18 protein-coding genes and 3 tRNA genes are annotated in these 20,024 nt (G+C 71.5%); 9 read left to right on the forward strand and 12 right to left on the reverse strand.

Going from position 1 to position 20,024, the window contains the following annotated elements:
- Positions 1–9 precede the first annotated feature (9 nt).
- Both AB0G04_RS15455 and AB0G04_RS15460 read left to right on the forward strand, forming a co-directional pair.
- On the forward strand, positions 10–489 hold the full coding sequence (locus AB0G04_RS15455; RefSeq protein WP_360982403.1) for a hypothetical protein: 480 nt from the start codon (positions 10–12) through the stop codon (positions 487–489).
- Positions 490–605: 116 nt separating this feature from the next.
- Positions 606–1,454: a DUF1028 domain-containing protein gene (locus tag AB0G04_RS15460; RefSeq protein ID WP_360982405.1), complete on the forward strand. Its 849-nt coding sequence runs from the start codon at positions 606–608 to the stop codon at positions 1,452–1,454.
- A 404-nt stretch (positions 1,455–1,858) separates the two neighbouring features.
- Here AB0G04_RS15460 and AB0G04_RS15465 read toward each other — a convergent pair.
- The 3 genes from AB0G04_RS15465 to AB0G04_RS15475 form a co-directional block, all read right to left on the reverse strand.
- Positions 1,859–1,930: transfer RNA gene (locus tag AB0G04_RS15465), tRNA-Val, on the reverse strand.
- A 28-nt stretch (positions 1,931–1,958) separates the two neighbouring features.
- A tRNA-Cys gene (locus AB0G04_RS15470) sits at positions 1,959–2,029 on the reverse strand.
- Positions 2,030–2,056: 27 nt separating this feature from the next.
- Positions 2,057–2,128, reverse strand: a tRNA-Gly gene (locus tag AB0G04_RS15475).
- 108 nt (positions 2,129–2,236) lie between these two features.
- Between AB0G04_RS15475 and AB0G04_RS15480 the strand changes: the two genes are divergently transcribed.
- Entirely contained in the window at positions 2,237–2,833 is a 597-nt protein-coding gene (locus AB0G04_RS15480) for a GNAT family N-acetyltransferase (RefSeq protein ID WP_360982407.1), read from the forward strand.
- 151 nt (positions 2,834–2,984) lie between these two features.
- Here AB0G04_RS15480 and AB0G04_RS15485 read toward each other — a convergent pair whose 3' ends face one another.
- Genes AB0G04_RS15485 through AB0G04_RS15495 form a run of 3 tightly spaced genes read right to left on the reverse strand, consistent with a single transcriptional unit; the run spans position 2,985 to position 5,893 of the window.
- Complete coding sequence (locus tag AB0G04_RS15485) at positions 2,985–3,713, reverse strand: FAD:protein FMN transferase (protein ID WP_360982811.1); 729 nt, start codon at positions 3,711–3,713, stop codon at positions 2,985–2,987.
- A gap of 32 nt (positions 3,714–3,745) precedes the next feature.
- A complete protein-coding gene (locus AB0G04_RS15490) occupies positions 3,746–4,264 on the reverse strand; it encodes an FMN-binding protein (protein ID WP_360982409.1) in 519 nt (172 codons plus the stop codon).
- 36 nt (positions 4,265–4,300) lie between these two features.
- A complete protein-coding gene (locus AB0G04_RS15495) occupies positions 4,301–5,893 on the reverse strand; it encodes a ferric reductase-like transmembrane domain-containing protein (RefSeq protein ID WP_360982411.1) in 1,593 nt (530 codons plus the stop codon).
- A gap of 155 nt (positions 5,894–6,048) precedes the next feature.
- Here AB0G04_RS15495 and cbiE point away from each other — a divergent pair, with 155 nt between their 5' ends.
- The 5 genes from cbiE to AB0G04_RS15520 are packed head-to-tail and all read left to right on the forward strand — an operon-like array spanning position 6,049 to position 10,058.
- Positions 6,049–7,257: a precorrin-6y C5,15-methyltransferase (decarboxylating) subunit CbiE gene (gene cbiE, locus AB0G04_RS15500; protein ID WP_360982413.1), complete on the forward strand. Its 1,209-nt coding sequence runs from the start codon at positions 6,049–6,051 to the stop codon at positions 7,255–7,257.
- Entirely contained in the window at positions 7,254–7,997 is a 744-nt protein-coding gene (cobM, locus tag AB0G04_RS15505) for a precorrin-4 C(11)-methyltransferase (protein ID WP_360982814.1), read from the forward strand. Before cbiE ends, cobM begins: the two co-directional genes overlap by 4 nt.
- Positions 7,994–8,719, forward strand: coding sequence for a cobalt-precorrin-6A reductase (locus tag AB0G04_RS15510; RefSeq protein ID WP_360982414.1), 726 nt, complete (start codon positions 7,994–7,996; stop codon positions 8,717–8,719). The genes cobM and AB0G04_RS15510 overlap by 4 nt, the downstream gene beginning before the upstream one ends.
- Before the next feature lie 53 nt (positions 8,720–8,772).
- On the forward strand, positions 8,773–9,483 hold the full coding sequence (locus tag AB0G04_RS15515; protein WP_360982416.1) for a hypothetical protein: 711 nt from the start codon (positions 8,773–8,775) through the stop codon (positions 9,481–9,483).
- Positions 9,480–10,058: a hypothetical protein gene (locus AB0G04_RS15520; protein ID WP_360982418.1), complete on the forward strand. Its 579-nt coding sequence runs from the start codon at positions 9,480–9,482 to the stop codon at positions 10,056–10,058. Before AB0G04_RS15515 ends, AB0G04_RS15520 begins: the two co-directional genes overlap by 4 nt.
- Before the next feature lie 65 nt (positions 10,059–10,123).
- Here the strand turns inward: AB0G04_RS15520 and AB0G04_RS15525 are convergent, their stop codons facing one another.
- A complete protein-coding gene (locus AB0G04_RS15525) occupies positions 10,124–10,768 on the reverse strand; it encodes a SemiSWEET transporter (RefSeq protein WP_360982420.1) in 645 nt (214 codons plus the stop codon).
- Between the two features lie 159 nt (positions 10,769–10,927).
- On the opposite strand from AB0G04_RS15525, the gene AB0G04_RS15530 reads away from it, so the two are divergent.
- Positions 10,928–12,079 (forward strand): hypothetical protein, encoded by a 1,152-nt coding sequence (locus AB0G04_RS15530; protein WP_360982422.1) that lies wholly within the window; start codon positions 10,928–10,930, stop codon positions 12,077–12,079.
- A 23-nt stretch (positions 12,080–12,102) separates the two neighbouring features.
- On the opposite strand, the gene AB0G04_RS15535 is transcribed toward AB0G04_RS15530, so the two are convergent.
- From AB0G04_RS15535 to AB0G04_RS15555, 5 genes are read right to left on the reverse strand one after another with little or no spacing between them, the layout of a single operon-like run.
- On the reverse strand, positions 12,103–12,552 hold the full coding sequence (locus AB0G04_RS15535) for a YdeI/OmpD-associated family protein (protein ID WP_360982424.1): 450 nt from the start codon (positions 12,550–12,552) through the stop codon (positions 12,103–12,105).
- A 32-nt stretch (positions 12,553–12,584) separates the two neighbouring features.
- A complete protein-coding gene (locus AB0G04_RS15540; RefSeq protein ID WP_360982426.1) occupies positions 12,585–14,942 on the reverse strand; it encodes a GNAT family N-acetyltransferase in 2,358 nt (785 codons plus the stop codon).
- Entirely contained in the window at positions 14,939–17,134 is a 2,196-nt protein-coding gene (locus AB0G04_RS15545; RefSeq protein ID WP_360982428.1) for a GNAT family N-acetyltransferase, read from the reverse strand. The genes AB0G04_RS15540 and AB0G04_RS15545 overlap by 4 nt, the downstream gene beginning before the upstream one ends.
- A complete protein-coding gene (locus AB0G04_RS15550) occupies positions 17,131–18,411 on the reverse strand; it encodes a SidA/IucD/PvdA family monooxygenase (protein ID WP_360982430.1) in 1,281 nt (426 codons plus the stop codon). Before AB0G04_RS15550 ends, AB0G04_RS15545 begins: the two co-directional genes overlap by 4 nt.
- Entirely contained in the window at positions 18,411–19,883 is a 1,473-nt protein-coding gene (locus tag AB0G04_RS15555) for an aspartate aminotransferase family protein (RefSeq protein WP_360982432.1), read from the reverse strand. The genes AB0G04_RS15550 and AB0G04_RS15555 overlap by 1 nt, the downstream gene beginning before the upstream one ends.
- Between the last annotated feature and the right edge of the window lie 141 nt (positions 19,884–20,024).

Below are 20,024 nucleotides of genomic sequence, written 5' to 3' on the forward strand. Positions count from 1 at the left end.
CATCGCCGGGTGCGGGACGATGATGCGATGCTGCGGCTGGGAAAGGGAATCACGGGGTTCCGCCACGGCAGGGAACCGCAACTGCCGGAGGTTCCGGTCCGCCGTTTCCGCGGCGCCTGTCACGAGGCCGCCCGCGCCGCCGGCGGAACCGTCGAACGCGTCACCGAACGGGCCTACCCCGCCAACTTCCACTCCGCCGTCATCGTGACGCCGGCCGGGCGGTCCGCAATCCTGTGCAACGCTGTGCACCCGTGGATCGCCTTCGTCGAGGAGAACACCGGCGACGTGGCTGATCCCGGTACGTTCCTGGATCCACCGCCGTGGGCCGCGGCATTCAGCGCCGCGGATTTCGGCGTCCTCGGCCGTACCGTGCTCGACTCACCGCTCGACACGGCTGACACGACCGCCCTGGGCAAGGGCGAATGGCTGCAGATCCATTCGTGGCGGCCGGAAACCGTGGGCCGTACGGTGTTCAATTCCTGGGACTGAGCGGACTCCGGCCCGGCATCCGTCGTCGACCGCAGTGGCCGGACGGTACGAATCCGCCGCCACCGATATCGGGCGCCTCCCAGCGGGCCGGCGGGCAGTCCGGTTAACGTCTCGCCATGACCTTCTCGATCGTTGCCCGCTCCGCCGACGGCACCGCCCTCGGCGTTGCCGTGGCCAGCAAGTTTCTCGGTGCCGGAGCGGCTGTTCCGGCCGCGCTCGCCGACGTCGGCGCGATCGCCACCCAGTCGTACGCGAACCTCGCCTACCGCCCGCAGGCGCTGACGTTGCTCGGCACCGGCGTCGCCGCGACCGACACGGTGCGGGCGCTGATCGCCGGTGACGCCGGCCCGGTCGCGCAGCGGCAGGTGGGCGTGGTCGGCACACACGGTCCGGGTGCCACGTTCACCGGCGACCGTTGTCACGCCTGGGCGGGCGGCGCGGCCGGTGACGGCTACGCGATCCAGGGCAACATGCTGGCCGGCCCGCAGGTGGTCGCCGACATGGCGACCGCCTGGCTGGCCTGCGCGGATCAGCCGCGGCTGCCGTACCGGCTGGTCGACGCACTGCGCGCCGGTGACCTGGCGGGCGGGGACCGGCGGGGCCGGCAGAGCGCCGCCCTGCTCGTGGTGGCGAAGGGCATGGGCTACGGCGGCACCAGCGACGTCCTCGCCGACCTGCGTGTCGACGATCATCCGGACCCGGTGGCCGAGCTGGCCCGCCTGCTGGAGCTGCACACGCTCTACTTCGAGCGCCCGGATCCGGCCACGCTCATCCCGCTCATCGGGGAGGTCGCCGACGAGGTCCGCGCGAGGCTCGTCACGGCCGGTCACGCCGCAGCCGACCTGGACGCGGCGCTGGCGGACTGGGCCGGCATCGAGAACCTCGAGGAGCGGATCGTGCCGGGCGCGATCGACCCGCTGGTGCTGGCCCAGCTGCGATCGAACGGCTCGCTGAGCCCTCGATGAGGGTGTGACAGGGCTCGCGGTCTCCGGCGGCACAGAGCAGCTGCCGGGGACCTCAGCCCGGCGCGGCCCACCGGAACTGGACCGTGCCGCAGTGGAACCGATGGTTGCCGACGATGGTCCGCACCTCGAAGAGCGGCGCGTTCTCTGACGTCGTGTACTCGACACTCGAGCAGGAAGGCCCGCTGCCTTTCGTCGTCGGTGAGACTGAACGAGAGGAGCGGATCCGGATCGCAGGTGAAGGTGGAGTGCCACAGTGTGGAGCAGGCATAAAGGTCCACGACCCCGTCCGGGGTCGCACACTCGGTGACCTCGATGCCGGATGCCCACGACATCAATCCCAGAAAAGTCGGCACTCGGATCAGGCGAAATCCCACCACGGGGCCGACCCACGAAAACGGTGAAAGTGGGCGATACTGGGATCGAACCAGTGACCTCTTCCGTGTCAAGGAAGCGCGCTCCCGCTGCGCCAATCGCCCTTGCAACTCGCCTCCGAAGAGGCTCGCGAGGTGGAGACGGGATTTGAACCCGTGTACACGGCTTTGCAGGCCGTTGCCTCGCCTCTCGGCCACTCCACCGAGCCGGCCCTCGATCAGGCCTCTCCGAGCGGAAGACGGGATTCGAACCCGCGACCCTCACCTTGGCAAGGTGATGCGCTACCACTGCGCCACTTCCGCGTGTCACCCGGTGTTCCCCGGCGACGACAGAACTTTATCTGGTCCACCGACCGCACGCCAAACCGGGGTACCCCGCGTGTCGCCCGGGAGCGGGCCATCATGGGCGGCGTGGAGATCACGACGTGGTACCTGGAGCAGGACGACGCGGCCCTGATCCGTCCGGCCCGGCCGCCCGCCGAGCCGGTGGAGATCATCCGGGCGGAGGTGCCCAGTCCCGAGCTGAACCGGTTCCTCTACACGGCTGTCGGCGGCGACTGGTCCTGGTCCGATCGGCTGTCCTGGACCTGGCAGCAGTGGCACGACTGGCTGGACCGGCCGGGCGTGGAGATCTGGGTCGCCTACGTGCGCGGCACCCCGGCCGGGTACGCCGAACTGGACGGCAGCCGGCCGGGTGTGGTCGACATCGCGTACTTCGGCATGCTGCCGCGCTTCGCCGGGCTGGGCATCGGCGGGCACCTGCTCACGGTGACGTTGCGCAATGCCTGGTCTCTCGCGGAGCGGCACGACGGTATCCCGCCGGTCGAGCGGGTCACGGTCAACACGTGCAGCCTCGACGGCCCGGCCGCGCTGCCCAACTACCAGGCCCGCGGCTTCACCGTCCAGCGCACCGAGACCCGGCCGGCCGACTCGCAGCCCTCAGCACCCGGCCCCTGGCCCGGCGCCGGAAGATCAAGATCCAATTTCGGTACGGAACACGAAGAGTAACGGGCCTACCCCGCGACGTCCGCCCGGCTCACGGTCCCACCGCGACCGCCGGGCTGCTGCCCACTCACCGGCTGGCCACCACCGGTGTCTCAGCGCGGCTGAGACACCGGCCAGAGCCAGCTGGGGGGGTGGGAGGACGGCGGTGTGCGGGTCAGTCGACGACGGGGAGGCCCGGTGAGGTGAAGGCACGGCCGTCGTCGGTGACCGCGGCGGACTCGTAGCCCTCGTCGATCCGCTGGGCGAGCCAGGCCAGGCCGCTCTCGCCCATGGCCAGGGCGGCCGTCGCGTAGGCGTCGGCGACGGCGAGGTCGGGACCGACCACGGTGACCGAACGCAGGCCCTCGGCCGGTTTCCCGGTGAGCGGGTTCCAGACGTGCGCGCCCCGCTCGTACGTCCCGGAGGTCGCCACCGCGCCCTCGGTGACCGAAAGGACCCACGCCAGGCTGTCGGCTTCCCACGGGTGACGGACGCCCACCCGCCAGGGGCGGCCGCCAGGCCCGGAGCCGCGCATCCGGATGTCGCCGCCCGCGCCGATGTAGTGCCGCATCGATCCGGCGTCAGCGAGCCGCTGGGACGCCACCTCGACGGACCAGCCCTTGACGTACCCGGACGGGTCGTATTCACCGCCACCGTGGGCGTCGAAGTAGCCACCGGTGTCGCGCCACAGGTCGGCGCACCGGTCGAGCACGTGCCGGAAGTCGTCGGAGCAGTCGGCGAGGGCGATCTCACCGCGCCGGAACCGGCACACCTCGCTGTCGTCGGAGTAGGTGCTGAACCGCGCGTCGACCTCGTGGAGCCACGCGCACGTCGACTCGACGAGCCCGGTGAGCCGGGCCGGGGGCAGATCGTCGGCCAGTTCGATGCTGACGACCGTACCCATGACCTCTTCGACGTGCCGCACGGATCGGAACCCTACGCCGCCTTGTCGAGAGCCGCCTGCAGGGAGCTGGCATACGCCCCGCTGGTCAGCGTGGCTCCGGAGACCGCGTCGACGTCGGCGCTCTGCTTCTTGAGCGCGGAGGAGTTCAGGGACTTGACCGCGTTCGGGTTGATCGTGCCGCTGAAGCCCTCCTTCGGGAAGGTCGCGTCCGCCGCGGTGATCTTGCCGCCGCTGATCTTGATGGTGACCTGGACGGTGCCGTAGGTGTGCTGCACCGCCTTGCCCTTGAAGGTGCCGGACTTCAGCCCGGCCTCCTCCTGCTTGTCCTGCTCGGCCGGTGCGGTGGTCTTCTTGCCGGACGGCTTCTTGGTGGCCGTGGCCTCCGGTTCGGCGGTCTTCTCACCGGCCTCGTCGATCTCGGGCTCTTCGGCGGTGTTGCCGGCCGCGGCGGCGGACACCGGGACGGTCGCCGGTTGGACGCTCAGGCGGACCCCGAGGATCAGGGCCGCGCCGGTGAGGGTGCCGACGGCTGCTGCGGTACTACGTCGCATCGCGAGAACTCCTGGGTCTCGAGTGGGGAAAGGGACTCAGAACTCGAAGGGGTCGAGGTGGAGCTGGCTGTCCGGCACGTCGAGCTCCTTGAGCGTGTCGACGGCGGCGTTGACCAGTCCGGGCGGGCCGCACAGGTAGACGTCGCGGCGGTTCACGTCCGGGACCAGGCCGCGCAGCCCTTCCGGGGTGAACAGCCGCCGCGGTCCGGGGTCGTTACGGCCGCCGACGATGTAGCGCACCCAGGCGTCCCGCTCCTCGGCCAGCTCCTCGAGCTCGGTGCGGAAGACCAGTTCGTCGGGGCGGCTGGCCCGGTAGATGACGATCGTGTCCGGCGGCATGTCCTCGAGCAGGGCCCGGATCGGGGCGATGCCGCTGCCGCCGGCGATCAGAAGGGCACGGCGGCGGGTACGGCGTTCGGCCGTGAACGTCCCGAACGGCCCTTCGGCCCAGATCGGCGTGCCGGGGCGCATGGTGGCCAGTTTGCGGGTGTGGCCACCGGCGATGGTGACGGTGAGCCGCAGCCACTGCGGGTTCGGGGCCGCCGACAGCGAGAACGGGTGCGACTGCCACCAGCCGTTCGCGGTCAGGAACCGCCAGCGCATGAACTGCCCGGCCTGCACGGGAAGCTTGTCGAGCCGCTTGCCCTCGATGTAGATCGAGAACGTGTTGGCGCCCTCGCCGACCACCTCGGCCACGGTGAACCGGTGCCGGGCGTTGAGCCAGAGCGGTTCGACGATCCGGCCCCAGAAGAGCGCGGCGATGGTGATGCAGCCGAGCGCCGGCCAGAACACCGAGGCGAACTTGCCGCTCATGTCGGCGCCGGCGGCGATCTGGTGGCCGTACCCCAGCAGCAGGACGGCGTAGCTGGTCAGGTGGATCAGGTGCCAGAGCTCGTAGTTGAGCACGTTGCGGACGGCCCGGATCGAGATGAGCGCGATGAACGCCAGCAGACCGGTCGCGATGGTCGCGCTGATCATCTCGGGGAACGTGGTGATCACGGTCCAGCCCTGCTCGACGACGCCGGTGCCGGCGGTGAGCGCGTAGCCGTACACGATGAAGACGACGTGGGCGACCACGAAGGTCAGCAGTGAGGTGCCGAGCCAGCGGTGCCAGCGCAGCAGGTCGCGCGAGCCGACCCACTCCTCGAGCCACGAGACCCGGCTCATCATCAGCAGCTGCATGAAGAGCAGGTAGCCGCCGATCAGGCCGGTCACGCGGCCGGCGGCGATCATCAGGGTGGCGTCGTTGCTGATCGCGCCGGGCTGGGTGTTGAACAGCCACAACGCGACGCTGGTAGCCAGCCCGGAGAAGAACAGCAGGACGGTGAGGAGCCGGTTGCCGCTGGTGGACTCACCGGGCGGGCGCTCGTCGACGACCGGGACGCCGGCGCCGGCCTTCCAGCCGGTCGGGTCGGTCATCGACGGTTCGGTGACCTCCCCGCGCCGGTAGTTGTCCGGTGCCGCGTACGGCTGCCCGTACTGCTGAGGCTGGGCGTATTGCCCCTGGGCCTCAGGCCACGACGGCATGGACGGGTTGTCCCAGCTCGGCCGGGAATCGGTCCGGAGGTCGGAGAAGTACCCGTCGTCGTCGGGAAGTTCGCGTTGATCCCGGAAAGCCGGAATGGTCAACGTCCTCACCTGCTCAGCAGTCGTCTCACGGCGCCTGCCACCCCATGCGGCCGACGTGACGACCCGTGCGCGGAAAGGTCGTCATGGTTGGGTACGCGCATCACGCCGAGTTGGCTCAACGAGATCGCAAAATTCCCAGAGGTTAGGTTCTGCGCATGCGATCCGAACCCCCGATCACCGTGATCGGCATCGGTGCCGGCGGCTGGCCGGACCTCTCCGGTACGGCACAGAGCACCCTGATCGGCTCGGAGGTGATCTTCGGCGGCGCCCGCCAGCTGGAGTTGCTGCCGTCCGACGTCGGAGCCCGCCGCGTCCCGTGGCCGTCCCCGCTGGTCCCGGCCCTGCCCGGACTGCTCGAGGCGGAGCACGGCCGCCGGGTGTGCGTGCTGGCCAGCGGTGATCCGATGTTCCACGGCATCGGCACCACCCTGACCCGGATCGCGGGCGCCGGCCGGCTCCGTGTCCTGCCGCACCCGTCGTCGGTGTCGCTCGCGGCCGCCCGGCTCGGCTGGGACCTGGCCACCACCGACGTGGTGAGCTTGGTCACCGCGCCGGTGGAGACGCTGGGCCGGCTGATCAATCCCGGACGCCGCGTCCTGGTGCTCTCCGCCGGCGCACACACCCCGGCGGCGGTCGCGGCGCTGCTCACCCGGCACGGGCACGGTGCGGCGACGATGACCGTCCTGGAACAGCTGGACGGGCCGGCCGAACGACTCGTGACCGGCACCGCCGACGGCTGGACGGTTCCGGACGGCGATCCCCTCAACGTGGTGGCGATCGAGTGCGGGGACGGCCCCGCGCGAGCGGTCGTGCCCGGCCTGCCCGACGACGACTACCGGGGCGACGGCCAGCTGACCAAGCGCGAGGTACGGGCCGTCACGCTGGCGGCGCTCGCCCCGGCACCCGGCGAACTGCTGTGGGACGTCGGAGCCGGCTCCGGCAGCATCGGCATCGAATGGATGCGCGCGCACCCGTCCTGCCGGGCGATCGCCGTCGAATCGTCGGCCGACCGGACCGCCGTCATCACCGCGAACGCGTCGGCGCTCGGCGTACCCGGTCTGCGGGTGGTGCACGGTCGTGCCCCGGACGCCCTCGACGGACTCCCCCGGCCCGACACGATCTTCATTGGAGGCGGCTTGACTCGCGACGGCGTCCTGGACCGTTGTCTCACCGCGCTGGGCCCCGGCGGCCGGCTGGTGGCGAACGCGGTGACGGTCGAATCGGAGGCGGTGCTCGCCGCCGCGTACGCGAAGCTCGGCGGTGAACTGAGCCGGATCACCGTGCAACGCGGCTCGCCGGTCGGCGGGTTCACCGGGTGGCGCTCGTTCATGCCGGTGACGATCTGGTCGACGGTGATCCGATGACCGTCCACTTCATCGGCGCCGGGCCGGGCGCCGCCGACCTGATCACCCTGCGCGGTCACCGGCTGATCGCCGCGTCACCGGTCTGTCTCTACGCCGGCAGCCTGGTCCCGGCCGAACTGCTCGACGCCTGCCCGCCCGGGGCCCGGAAGATCGACACTGCGAACCTGAACCTCGACGAGATCATCGCCGAGATGGCCGCCGCCCACGGTGCCGGACTGGACGTGGCCCGGCTGCACTCGGGCGACCCGTCGGTGTTCAGCGCCGTCGCCGAGCAGATGCGCCGCCTCGACGCGGCCGGGGTGCCGTACGACGTCACGCCCGGGGTGCCCGCCTTCGCCGCGGCGGCCGCTGCCCTCGGGCGCGAGTTCACCGTCCCGGAGGTGGCGCAGACCGTCATCCTCACCCGCACCGCCGAACGGGCCACCGCCATGCCGCCCGGCGAGGACCTGGCCACTCTCGGCGCCAGCCGGGCCACCATGGTGCTGCACCTCGCGGTCCAGCGGATCGGCGCGGTGGTCGCCGAACTCACCGGCAACTACGGGCCGGACTGCCCGGTCGCCGTCGTCGCCCGGGCCTCCCGGCCCGACGAGCTCATCCTCCGCGGCACGCTCGCCGACATCGCGGCCAAGGTCGAAGAGGCGGGCGTACGGCGTACGGCCGTGATCGTGGTCGGCGCCGCGCTGACCGCGGGACAGTTCCCGGACAGCCATCTGTACTCGGTGGACCGCTGCCGGCCATGAGGGTTCTCCTGCTCGGCGGTACCACCGAGGCCCGGCGCCTGGCCGGGATGATCGCCGGCGAGGTCACCGTGATCACCTCGCTGGCCGGCCGTACCCGCGACCCGCTGCTGCCCGCCGGGGAGGTCCGGATCGGCGGGTTCGGCGGGGTGGACGGGCTGGCCGGATATCTGCCTGAGCAGCGGATCGACGCGGTTGTCGACGCCACCCATCCGTTCGCGGCCGCGATCAGTGAGAACGCGTTCCGAGCGTGCGCCGCTACGGGCGTACCGCTGATGATTCTGCGGAGGCCCGGCTGGACCGCCGGACCGGGCGACGAGTGGCACCGCGTCGCGTCCCTGCCGGAAGCCGCCACTGTGCTGCCCCGGCTCGGCCGGCGGGTGTTCCTCACCACCGGGCGGCAGGGCCTGGCCTGCTTCGCCGGCCTTGACGAATGCTGGTTCCTGGCCCGCTCCGTGGAACCGCCGGCACCGCCCGTGCCGCGGCGGCTCGAGGTGCTGCTCGATCGGGGGCCGTTCACCGTCGCGGGGGAACGGGACCTGATCACCCGGCATCGCCTCGACGTGCTCGTCACCAAGGACAGCGGCGGCGCCGACGCCAAACTCGTCGCGGCCCGTGAGCTGGGTGTTCCGGTACTCATGGTGGATCGGCCGCCGCTTCCGGACGCCGCGTCGGTGTCCACACCGGACGCTGCCGCACGGTGGCTGCGGGTCCTGAGGCGCTGAAACACGACACTCCGGGAGCTGCGCGACGAGCGTCACGATGCGACGCTCGACACATGTCCGGACGCACGTTGCCCGCCGAGCTCGCCGTGGTGCGCGCGCTGGTCGCCGACGGGCTCGCCGAGATCGGCGACACCGGCGACGCCGGCCAGGTGTGGGTCCGCACCGCGTGCGCCCGTCTGACCGCGCTCGACGGCGTGCTCACCGAAGCCACGGGTGTTCTGGCCGCACCGGTGCAGATCGCGGCAGTCACGGTGGCCACGTTCCTGGTCGTGGCCGGATCGGCGGCCGTCGCCGGTGCCCTCGGGCTCGGCGGCGCCGGAATGCCGGCGGTCTCCGCGGTGGCTCTGCTGATCCTGTTCACGGCTCTGCCGTACGCCGGGCGCCGGGTCTTCGCCATGGTCGGCCTGCGCCGCCTGGCGCGGGCAGCCGCTTCCCCACCGGCCCGGCTCCCGGTGACCGCGCTTCCGGCACCGTCCCCATCGGACCCGCGAAACGGCCACGAGCCGGCCGTCCCGCCGGGACCCGGGCGGCGTTCCGAGGCCGCACTGGTGCGGGTCTCCGACGGTCTTCTGCGCGCCCGGGTACGGCTCGTGTCGGCGGGCCTGCGGCAGGCGGGCGCCGGCAACTGGGACGCGCCGCGGCTGCGCCGGGCGATCCGCAGCGATCCGGTGATCCGCCGCCTCGCGCACGCGGATCAGCTGCTCTGCCAGGCTGTCGACTGTCTGGAGCGGCATCTGCGCGATCAGCGGAAGGACACCGCGTGACGCCCTCCCGGATTCGCGAGGACCCGTTCTCCGGCGAGGCCCGGCCCCGGCTGCGGGCCATCGACCGCGACCTCGACGCCGTGATCACCGACGCACAGAGCCGGGACTGGTCCGCCGACCGGCCGGACCGGGTGGTCTTCGCCCGGCTCGGTCAGGCCCGGCACCAGGTCCGGGCGGCCACCGGTCGCCGCACGACGCCCGGCTTGGTCGCCGGCCCGGTCGCGATGGCGCTCAGCGCGGCCGCCGGCCTTCTCGTCGCCAGCACGGTGCCGGCGGTGGCCGGTGATCCGGCGACGCGGCCGCTGCCGCTGGCCCTCGCCGCCGTCGCCGGTCTCTGGACGGCGCTGCTCGTCCTCGCCGCACTGCGGCGCCTCCGGCTGCGTCGCGATCACGACGAGGACGGTCCGGCACCGATCGAAGATCACTATCGGTACGCGGCCTTCCGCCGCCGCATCGAGGCCTGTGCGGCCCGGGCCCGTGCCCAGCGCTCGCACCGCCGCCGGGCCGCCGCGATCGACCTCGAGTACGCCCTCGACTGGCTCGCCGCCGCGCAGAGCGAACTCCCCCGCCGCTGAACGGCGTCCCCCGGCGCGTCGCCCGCACCGGCGGAGCGGCTCGGCAGTCCGTTCCGCCCGGATCGTCAGGCGGTGGCCGGCACCAGGACGCCGCGCCGGGTGAACAGGACCGCGCAGACGATCAGGGCACTGGTCAGGCCCACCAGCGCGGACGCCCACACGGCGGGCTGGCCGACACCGATCCCGTAGGCCAGCCACGAACCGCACGCCGACGCGGCCAGGGTCCAGCGCAGCGGGGACAGCCCGGAGATGTCCTGGTTCCGGTCGCGGAGCAGGGCCAGCGGCTGCGGCACCGCGGACACCAACGACACCGCGGCCAGCACCATGCCGAGCACCGCGGCCGCCCGCGGACCGGTGACGTGCGACGACATGGCGGACGCCGCGATGCCGAGGATCGCGAGCAGCACCCCACCGGCGGCGCCGGCCGAGGCCAGCAGGGCACGCCCGGTTCGCGCGGCGGGGCGGGTGACGAGCAGAGCTACCAGGATGGCGACTCCGGTCGAGGCGCTGACCGTGTTCGTCACGACCTGGAACCGGTCTCCGATGAGCAGTCCATAGGTTACCCAGCCGAGCGGCATCGCCACACCGAGCATGCACGCGGTGGCCGACAAGCCGCTGGTACGCCGGCGTATGCACGAGCGGTACACCTGCGGCCAGGCGATCGACATGGACAGGGCAGCACCGAGGATCCCGAAGGCGTGGATAAGCATCGCGGTGCAGTTCGGCCCGTCTTACCGACCGCTGACAGCACGCACCCACACGGCTACTGTCCGCACCTCATCCGCACCCGGCGCGGCCGGATCCGGGCACGGCCGGGCGGTGGCACCCGGGGGTGACGGGGATCCGGTTCCGTTTGGCACAGTGGACAGGTGCTTACCGACGTGGATCTGCCCGCACCCGGGCTGCTCTGGACCCGGTGGGCGACGCTGAGCGCCACGTACACCGCCATGGGCCGCCTCGGATGGTCGATCGACGAGCGCGGGGCCGTCAGGGATCGGGTGGACGGCAGCTGGGCCCGGTTCGCGCTGCTCGACGGGCGTCGCGCGGTGCTGTACGGCCACCATCGCGAGGACAGCGCCACCACCCGGGCCGACCCGCCGATCGATCTGCTCACCGGCGCCCCGGACTGGCTGCCCTGGGACTCCCTGTCACCGCTCGCCGAACGGGACGGGCTCGGTTTCGTGATCTGGCACGAGAACGGCCGCTGGTCCCGGGTGCGGTACCGGGACGGGCTGGACGACGGCATGACCGCCCTGGCCGGCCGGCTGCTGACCGGGGAGAGCACGATCGTGGCGCTGTCCCGGTTCGGTCCCCGGGCGGCGGCCGAGCGGCTGCTGTTCGCCGCGGTACGGGCCGAGGTGTCGGCCGGGTACTTCAGCGACCTGCTGACCGATCCACCACCGGACCTCGCGGCGGCGATGGTGACGGCCGTCCGGGGCGGTCTGGTACCCGGCAGCACCGCGCCGCGGATCGATCCCGGCCGGCGGCCGCCGATGCGCCGGATCCGCCGGCTCAGCCAGGGCGAGCACGATCGTCTGGTCTGGTCGGCCATGCGGGACTCCGTCGAGCTGTCCCGGCGGGCGCCGCCGACGACCGCCGAGCTGGACACCCTGGTCAGCTGGTTGCAGGACCGGGCACCGCGCGGTGACGGACGATGCTCGCTGCTGGCCTACGCGGACGCGACCAGTTTCAGCGTCCAGCCCGGCGATCGTCCGCCCGCCGACCGGCCGGACGAGGAACGGTATGCGGGTTTCCGGCGGCTCACCGAGCTGGTCCGGGCGCTGCGGCGGGCGGAGTCGGATCCGCGGTACGGCCGGTGGCTGTTCCTGCGGGTCGAGACGACCGCGACCGGCGTACGGGTGGAGCGGCGCTACGACTCCTGGCCGCTCTGGTGGCGCGACGACGGTGTGTCCGGCCCGTGGCGGACGAACCTGAGCGAGGAGATGGACGCCCGCCTGCCCGCGTACCGGCCGTCGTGGGTGTCCCTGCTCGACCCCGAGGTGGCGTACCGCCCGCTGTGAGGTCCGGCCAGCAGGCCCGCGGGTCAGCGGGCCTTGCCGGCGCGCAGCAGGTCGAGTGACTTCGCGAGCCGCCGGGCGCGGGTCTCGCCGGTCTTCGCCGAGCTCAGCTGGTCGGCGTGCCACCGCTGGTTGCTGAACGACATCCGGTCCCAGAAGGCCTGCACGTCCGGTTCCGCGGCGAGGGCCGCGGCGAGATCTTCCGGCACCTCGACGGTACGCGGGGCGTCGTCGAGCGCGATCTCGAGGTCGTATGTCCGGCCGCCCTCGAGCCCGCCGGCCGTCCGCCGCTCGGCGCTGACACCGAGCCAGTACTCCCCGCCCATCCGCGCGATCGAGGACCGGAACTCGAACCCGCCGGTCCGCACGACCACCTTGGGCCGCCCACCGCCGCCGAGTTCCGCCACGAGGGCGTCCGGAATCCGGAACCCGGTGGTGTTGCCCCCGGTCTGCACCAGCTCGCCTCGGTACTCCATGCCCAGACGATAGCCAACCGGGACGTTGCGGGTCAGGCCGTCCGGCTCGCGGTGGCGAACCGGGTCCGGTCGAGGAAGGTGAGCTGGGCCTTCTTGTGACCCAGGTCGACCTGCGGACCCAGGGTGAAGCCCTCCCGCCGGAGGCGGTCGATCATGCGGTCGTTGCGGACGTCCGGCTCGGCGATGATGCGGGTGCGTGCCGGATCGGCGGCGAACAGATGCCGGAGCAGGGCCGGGAAGACGGCGCTGGTCAGGTGCGGCAGATCGCGGCCCTCGGCGTCGATCAGCAGATGCAGGCCGAAGTCACCGGGCAGCACGTCGTAGCACTCGCCGACCGGGTCGGACGACGGCTCGTACGTCTGGAAGATCCCGATCGGACCGTCGTCGAGCAGCAGCAGGTAGGCGTGGTGGCTGTCCAGGGTGTCGAGGTAGGCGTAGATCTCCTCGACGTCGGCGGCCGAGTGCCCGCCCATGCCCCAGTACCGGTTGCGTTCCTTGACCACCCAGCCGTGCACGACCGGGGCGTGCCGCGCCGGATCGAGCGGGATCATGGTGAGTTCACCGAGCCCCGGCAGCTTCTCGGCGAGGATGATCAGGGGTTCTTCCATCAGGTTCTCCCAGTCGGTGATCAGCGGGACGAGCGACCCGTTCGCCCAGAGCGGCAACTGGTCGAGGAAGTGCGGCGACGAGGGGTCGCCGGAGGCCCCGAACGGCACCACCCATCGGCTGCGCCGGCGGTCGGTGAGGTCCCAGACGTACCGGGCGACCGGTCCGCGCCAGCACAGGTCGCTGACTCCGGGGATGCTCGACGTGTTGAGCACGCAGGCGGCCGACCCGGACAGTTCCACCCGCGGCACGACAACCTCGTCGCCGGGCAGCTGGATCGGGTGCAGAAGATGCCGGGAACCCCACGTCGAGTCCGGTAGCGAGCCGGGGATCAGCGCCGGCCCGTCGAGGCCGAGGCCGGCGAGCACCCCGTCGAGGGCCAGGCCGATCCGCGCGCGGGGGTCGGTCCACGGGGCGAACAGCGGATCGTGGCCGGACGGTTCGAACAGCGGCCGCAGGGCGGGCAGATCACCCAGCGCACGAGCCACCGCGGACCGCTCGGCCATCCGCCGCCCGGCCTCGGCCGAGCCGGCCGGCAGCGCGGTGTCCATGTGGATCGACTCGTGCGGCACACCCGCGGCGAGCAGGTCGCGGATCCGGCGGGCCCGCGCGGGCGGTGCGAAGTCGGCACCGTACGGTTCGGTGTCGGGCCGCCGGTCGTTGGCGTTGACCGCGGCCGGCACCTCGGCGCGGAACATCGGCGCCCACCCCGGCCGCCACGCGTAACGGGCCTCCCAGGCGGGCACCGGGACGAGCCGGTTGCGGTCGTCGCGTTGCGGGACACGGCCGACGGTCAGCTGCAGGGTACGGCCGGTGCTGTCGGCGGTCAGGACACTGTTGACCGGTTCGACCCAGCGGGACAGGGCGTCGGCCACATCGTCCACCGTGGACGCGTGCAGCAGTGGCAGCAGGGCGTCGAAACCCAGGTCGGAACCGGACCGCGCGGGCGTACGAAGACTCAGGTTCCCATCGATGACGGGTCCACGTGGCGTCTCCATGACATCGACCACGACCGGGTGCTCATCGCGTACGTCGATCGTCTCCTGATGGGTGACCACCGGCTCCCAGCCGGTCGCGCCGCGCGCCTCGAGCCCGTCCTCGGTGGCGCGCAGTTCCTCGATGTAGAGGTCCTGGTAGTCGGCCATCGCGTTGGTGATCGCCCAGGCCACCGACCCGGCGTGCCCGAAGTGCTGCACACCGGGAACGCCGGGGAAGGTCAGCCCGGCGATGTCGAAGGACGGGCAGGCGAGGCGGATCTGCTGGTATACGCCGGGCAGTTCGAGGAGCCGGTGCGGGTCACCGGCGATCTCCCCCGGGACGGCCCAGGCGTTGCTGCCGGAGCCGCCGGGTCCTTCGTTCGCGAACCACGCGACCGCCGAGGGGCCGAGAGTCCGCTCGACGTGCGCACGCCACATCTTGTTGCCGAACGTCCCGAACAGGATGTGCTGCACCTGGAAGACACCGAGCGACGACCACGGGTGCCATTCGATGCCACCGGCGCGAACGCCGGCCGCATACGCTTCCAGCCATCGCCGCGTCGCGGCGTCCAGGCCGGCGAACGACCGTCGCGCGGTGTCGTCCAGCCGGACCCGGCGTGCGAAGCGGTCCCATCCCACCTCGGCGGCCCCGGCGATCGAGGCGAGGCGCCCCTCGGACCGCAGGCGTTCGACGAGAATCTGCCGGCCCCGATCGGAAGCGGTCACCCGCCCCTGCAGCCAGGCCAGGCCGAGGACCGAGCCGGCGCGCAGGTGCGGGATTCCGTAGGCGTCGCGGTAGACCCTCATGCCGCGATCGGGTTGTCCAGCTCACCGGCGAAGATCAGCGAGCTGGCCTGGTCGGTGAGGTCCACCATCTGCAGCGTGTTGCGCAGCTGGAGCCGGTTCAGGCAGGAGTGCTTGAACGTGGGCCGCAGCAGGTCGAGCCGCCCGGTGAGCTCCGGGTGGTCCTTGGCGTGCTCGCGCACGCAGTCGGCGGCCAGGGCCCAGAACTCGCCAGCGCTCAGCACCCCGTCCGAGTCCAGGATCCCGGCGAGGTGCCGCAGGAACCCGTCGAACACGTCGGTGAAGATCGCCAGTTCCTTGAACTCGTCGCTGACGTCGATCCGGATCCGCTCGACCTCCGGCGGCAGCGGCTGATCGTTCATGACCGCCACCTCCTCACCGATGTCCTTCATGAACACCCGGACCGGCACGTGGTTCTCGAGCACGAGGATCAGGTTCTCGCCGTGCGGCATGAACGCCAGGTCGTGCTTGAGCAGGCAGTGCACGACCGGCCGCAGGTAGGCGCGCAGATAGGTCGCCACCCACGCGGCCGGCGTCACGCCGGACTCGCGGATCAGTGCGGCGGCCAGCGAGTTCCCGTCGCGGTCACGGTGCAGCAGGCTGGCCATGGTGGCGAGCCGCTCTCCGTCGGCGAGCCGGGGCAGCGGACTCTCCCGCCACAGGGCGGCGAGCATCTTGGTGTACGCGCTGGGCGTACCGGTCCGGTGGTAGGCGTCCCCGGTGTACCCGATCGCCGCCAGCTCGCGCAGCACCCCGAACCCGCAGGCCCGCAGTTCCTCGTCACCCTCGACGAGCCCCGCCACCCAGTCGTTGATCGGCGGCGTGGCCTTCATGTACTTCGGCGACAGCCCGCGCAGGAAGCCCATGTTCTGCACGGCGATCGCGGTCTTCACGTAGTGGCGTTCCGGCCGGTCCAGGTTGAAGAACGTCCGGATGGACTGCTGCGCCTGATAACGATCATCACCGGCGTCGAGCGGGACGATCGACCGGCGGGCCACGTCGGGCGCGAACGTGACGGTCACCTTGTGCTCCCACTGCCATGGGTGCACCGGCAGGTAGCGGTAGTCCGCCGGGTCCAGCCCCTGACCGCGGAGCTGCTTCTCGAACCGGTCCAGCAGGCCGCCCAGCTCGGCCCGGTAGTGCTCGCGCTCGTCGCCGTCGTACACGAGGACGCTCTGGTCCTTGCGGATGGCCACCCACCGCAGCCGGACCGGCCGCCCGGCCTCCGGCGTGTAGGCCTCGTGGTCGCCGAGTCCGTAACCGATCCGCCCGTTGTTGGCCACGAAGCCGGGGTGGCCCTCGGTCATCGCCGCCTCGATGGTCTGGAAGCTCGCGTGCACCAGGTCGTCGGCGGTCTCCCGGCGGTGCGCGTACTTCCAGGCCGTCCCGGCAAGCGTCGCGGAGATCTCCTCGAGGTACGTGCCGAGCAGCTTCTCCGGGATGCCGAGCGTCTCGCGCAGGCCGGCGATGAAGTCGAGCGCGTCAAGTGGCCCGTCGAGCGACTCCGGGTCGATCACCCAGTGCTCGAGCGGGTAGCGCTTCGCGGTGAAGGTGTTCGCGCCGAACCGGTACCGGTCGCCCTCGGCCACGGGCGAGATCAGGCGCTCGTGGCTGAACTCGGCGATCGCCTTCGCGATCAGCCGCCGGTGGGCGAACTCGATGGCCTCCGGACGCAGGTGCGGGACGCTCATCTCGTACGCCGTACGCGTGCAGAAGCTGAGCCGGCCGGTCTTGCCGTGCAGCGGGACGTCACGTTCGGGCACGAACCCGACCTCGGCGTTCTTGCGCTGGATGGCGTCGTTGCGCACGTCCGGCTCGACGACGACCCGCTCGATCCGCGGATCGGCGAAGCAGAAGTCCATGACGGCGCGCATCACCGCGGAGGTGAGCCCGGAGCGTTTCCGGGTCGGCGGCGCGACCAGCACGTGCATGCCGATGTCACCGGGACGCACGTCGTAGTGCGGGGCGAGCTCGCTGTGCGCCGGATCGTAGGTCTCGGCCAGGAACAGCGGGACGCCGTCGTCGTCCAGGCCCAGCCACACGTCGTAGTGCGGGTTGTCCAGGAAGCCCTGGTACTCCTCGCGGACCCGGTCCACGGTGGCGCCCTGCAGGCCCCAGTAGTGCGCCCGCGGGTGCGTCACCCAGGTGAAGAGAAGATCAAGATCACGATCGAGGTCGAGCGGTACGAGTCTCACGATGTCACCAGTGCCTTGGGGATGTCGGCCGTGGGCGGCCCGAACTGCTGGAAGGCGATCGACTCCTCGACCTTGTAGATCTCGCGGCCGGTGATGCCCCGGAGGATCACGCTGTTGCGGTAGGCGCCCATGCCCAGGTCGGGGTCGGTCACGCTGTGCGTGTGCTCGGCCGCGTTCTGGACGAAGATCTCGTTGCCGGACCGGTCGACGGCGTAGTCCACGGTGACGTCGAACCGGCCGCGGGCGTCCCACTTGATCCGGTCCCGGACCGGGTCCATGAAGGACGGGACCCGCGGGGCGTACCCGGTGGCCAGGACGAGACCCCGCGAGGTGGCGGTGAACGAGCTGCCCTGCTCCAGGTGCTCGAGGGCCAGCGTCCAGCGGTCGCCGTCCCAGATGACGCCGGTCAGCGAGGTCCCGGTGAGCAGGGTCGTCGCGACCGGCCCGGCCAGGCTCTTGGCGTAGAGCGTGTCGTAGATGGTGTCGACCAGGTCACCGCTGATGCCCTTGTACAGGTTGCGCTGCTCGCGGCCGAGCCGGTCGCGTACCTCCATCGGCAGGCCCTGGTGGTACCGGATGTACTCCGGCGACGTCATCTCGAGGGTGAGCTTGGTGTACTCCATCGGGAAGAACCGCGGCGAGCGGGTGATCCAGCTCAGGTGGTACCCGTACGTCTCGATGTCGTTCAGCAGGTCGAGGTAGATCTCCGCGGCGCTCTGCCCGCTGCCGATGATCGTGATGGAGTCGAGCTTCTGGAGTTCCGCCTTGTTCGGCAGGTAGTCGGCGCTGTGCACGTAGGGACCCTGGTCGGCGGCGGCCGGGATCCGGGGCGCCGTGCCGATGCCGAGCACCAGCTTGCGGGCCCGGAACGTCTCGCCGCCGGTGTGCACGAGGTACGCCTCGCCGTCGTGGGTGACGGTGTCCACCCGGGTGTTCCACCGGATCGACGGAAGCTGGCGGGCCACCCACTTGCAGTACTCGTTGTACTCGGCCCGCAGCGGGTAGAAGCTCTCCCGGATGTAGAACGGGTAGAGCCGGCCGACCTGCTTCAGGTAGTTGAGGAACGAGAAGCGCGAGGTCGGGTCGGCCATCGTGACCAGGTCCGCCATGAACGGCACCTGGATCGTCACGCCGTCGAGCATCAGACCCGGATGCCAGTCGAACTCGGCCTGCTGCTCCAGGAAGATCCCGTCCACGTCCGGCAGGTCCTCGGTGAGCGCGGCCAGGCCCAGGTTGAACGGGCCGACCCCGATCGCGGCGAAGTCGTAGGTGTGCATCAGGCCATCACCGCCGCGGCCTCGTCCCGCTCGCCGGTCATCTCGGTACCGATCTCCCGGATCAGGCTCAGCACGTCCCGCAGGTTGTCCATCGTGGTGTTCGGGTTGAGCAGGGTGAACTTCAGCCAGTAGTGGCCACCGATGGTGGTGCCGGCGACGATCGCCCGGCCGCCGTAGAACAGCCGCTGGCGCAGCCGTGGCATCAGCTCGTCGCACTCGGCGACGGTCATCCCGGCCGGCCGGTAGCGGAACAGCACCGTGCTCAGCGTCGGCGCGGCCACCGCCTCGAAGTCCGGGTCGTCGCAGATCTGCAGGTAGGCCTCGTGAGCCCGGTCGACGACGGCGTCGAACATGTCACCGATCTGCTCGGCGCCCATGGTCCGCAACGTCATCCACAGCTTCAGCGCGTCGAACCGGCGGGTGGTCTGCAGGCTCTTGTCCACCTGGTTCGGCACGGCGGCGGTACGCGGGTTCAGATAGTCGGCGTGCACCGCGATCCGGCGCATCGTCTCGCCCCGGCGCACCACGATCGCGCTGGAGCTGACCGGCTGGAAGTAGCTCTTGTGGAAGTCGACGGTCACCGAGTCGGCCCGCTCGATGCCGTCCAGCAGGTGCCGGCGGCGGGTGGAGACGAGCAGGCCGCAGCCGTACGCGGCGTCGACGTGGAACCAGATGCCCCGGCTCTCGCAGATCGCGGCGATGGCGCCGACCGGGTCGATACGGCCCAGGTCGGTGGTGCCGGCGGTGGCGACCACGGCCATCGGGATCCCGCCGTCCCGGCGCACGTCGTCGATGGCGGCGGCAAGCGACTCCGGGTCCATCCGGCCGGTGCCGTCGGTGGCCACGCCGACCACGGCGTCGGCGGCCATCCCGAGGATGCCGGCCGACTTGCTCACGCTGAAGTGACTCTCGGTGGTGGCGAAGATCCGCAGCTTCGGGATCGCGGTGGCCCGGTCCTCGACCGGACCGGCCAGGGTCTCCTCCCGGGCCAGCAGCAGGGCCTGCAGGTTGGACTGGGTGCCGCCGCTGGTGAAGATGCCGTCGGCACCCGGCCCGAACCCGATCCGGCCCGCCGTCCAGTCGATCAGGCGGCGTTCGATGAGGGTGCCCGCGGTGCTCTGGTCCCAGGTGTCCACCGAGGAGTTGACCGCCGAGATCAGCACCTCGGCACTGAGCGCCGGGATGGCGACCGGGCAGTTCAGGTGCGCCACGTAGGTGGGCTCGTGGAACCAGACCGCGTTGTCCAGGTAGAGCCGGGCGGCCTCGTGCAGCGCCGCGCCGGTGTCGCCGAGTGGCCGGTCGAGATCAACCGCGTCGACCTGCTCCTGCAGATCGGCGACGCCCGCACCTGAGTACGGCTGCCGCACCGCCTTCACCCGGTCGGCGAGCAGCGCCGACGCGTGCCACACCCCGGACGTGTAAGCGTCCAGCGTGGAACCGGAGAACAGATGCGGGGACTCGGACCGCTCCAAGGGAGGCCTCCAATAAGGTAACCCTTACCTAACTTGAGGGGAGGCTAACCCGTCCGACACGGGAAGGAAACTTGCGCACCGGGCGTTGAGGGGTTCCGCACACCTGTCGATACCGCCCGGGGCCCGGCCCGACCTGCGTAA

It is taken from the genome of Actinoplanes sp. NPDC023801, assembly GCF_040639655.1.
GTDB lineage: Bacteria > Actinomycetota > Actinomycetes > Mycobacteriales > Micromonosporaceae > Actinoplanes.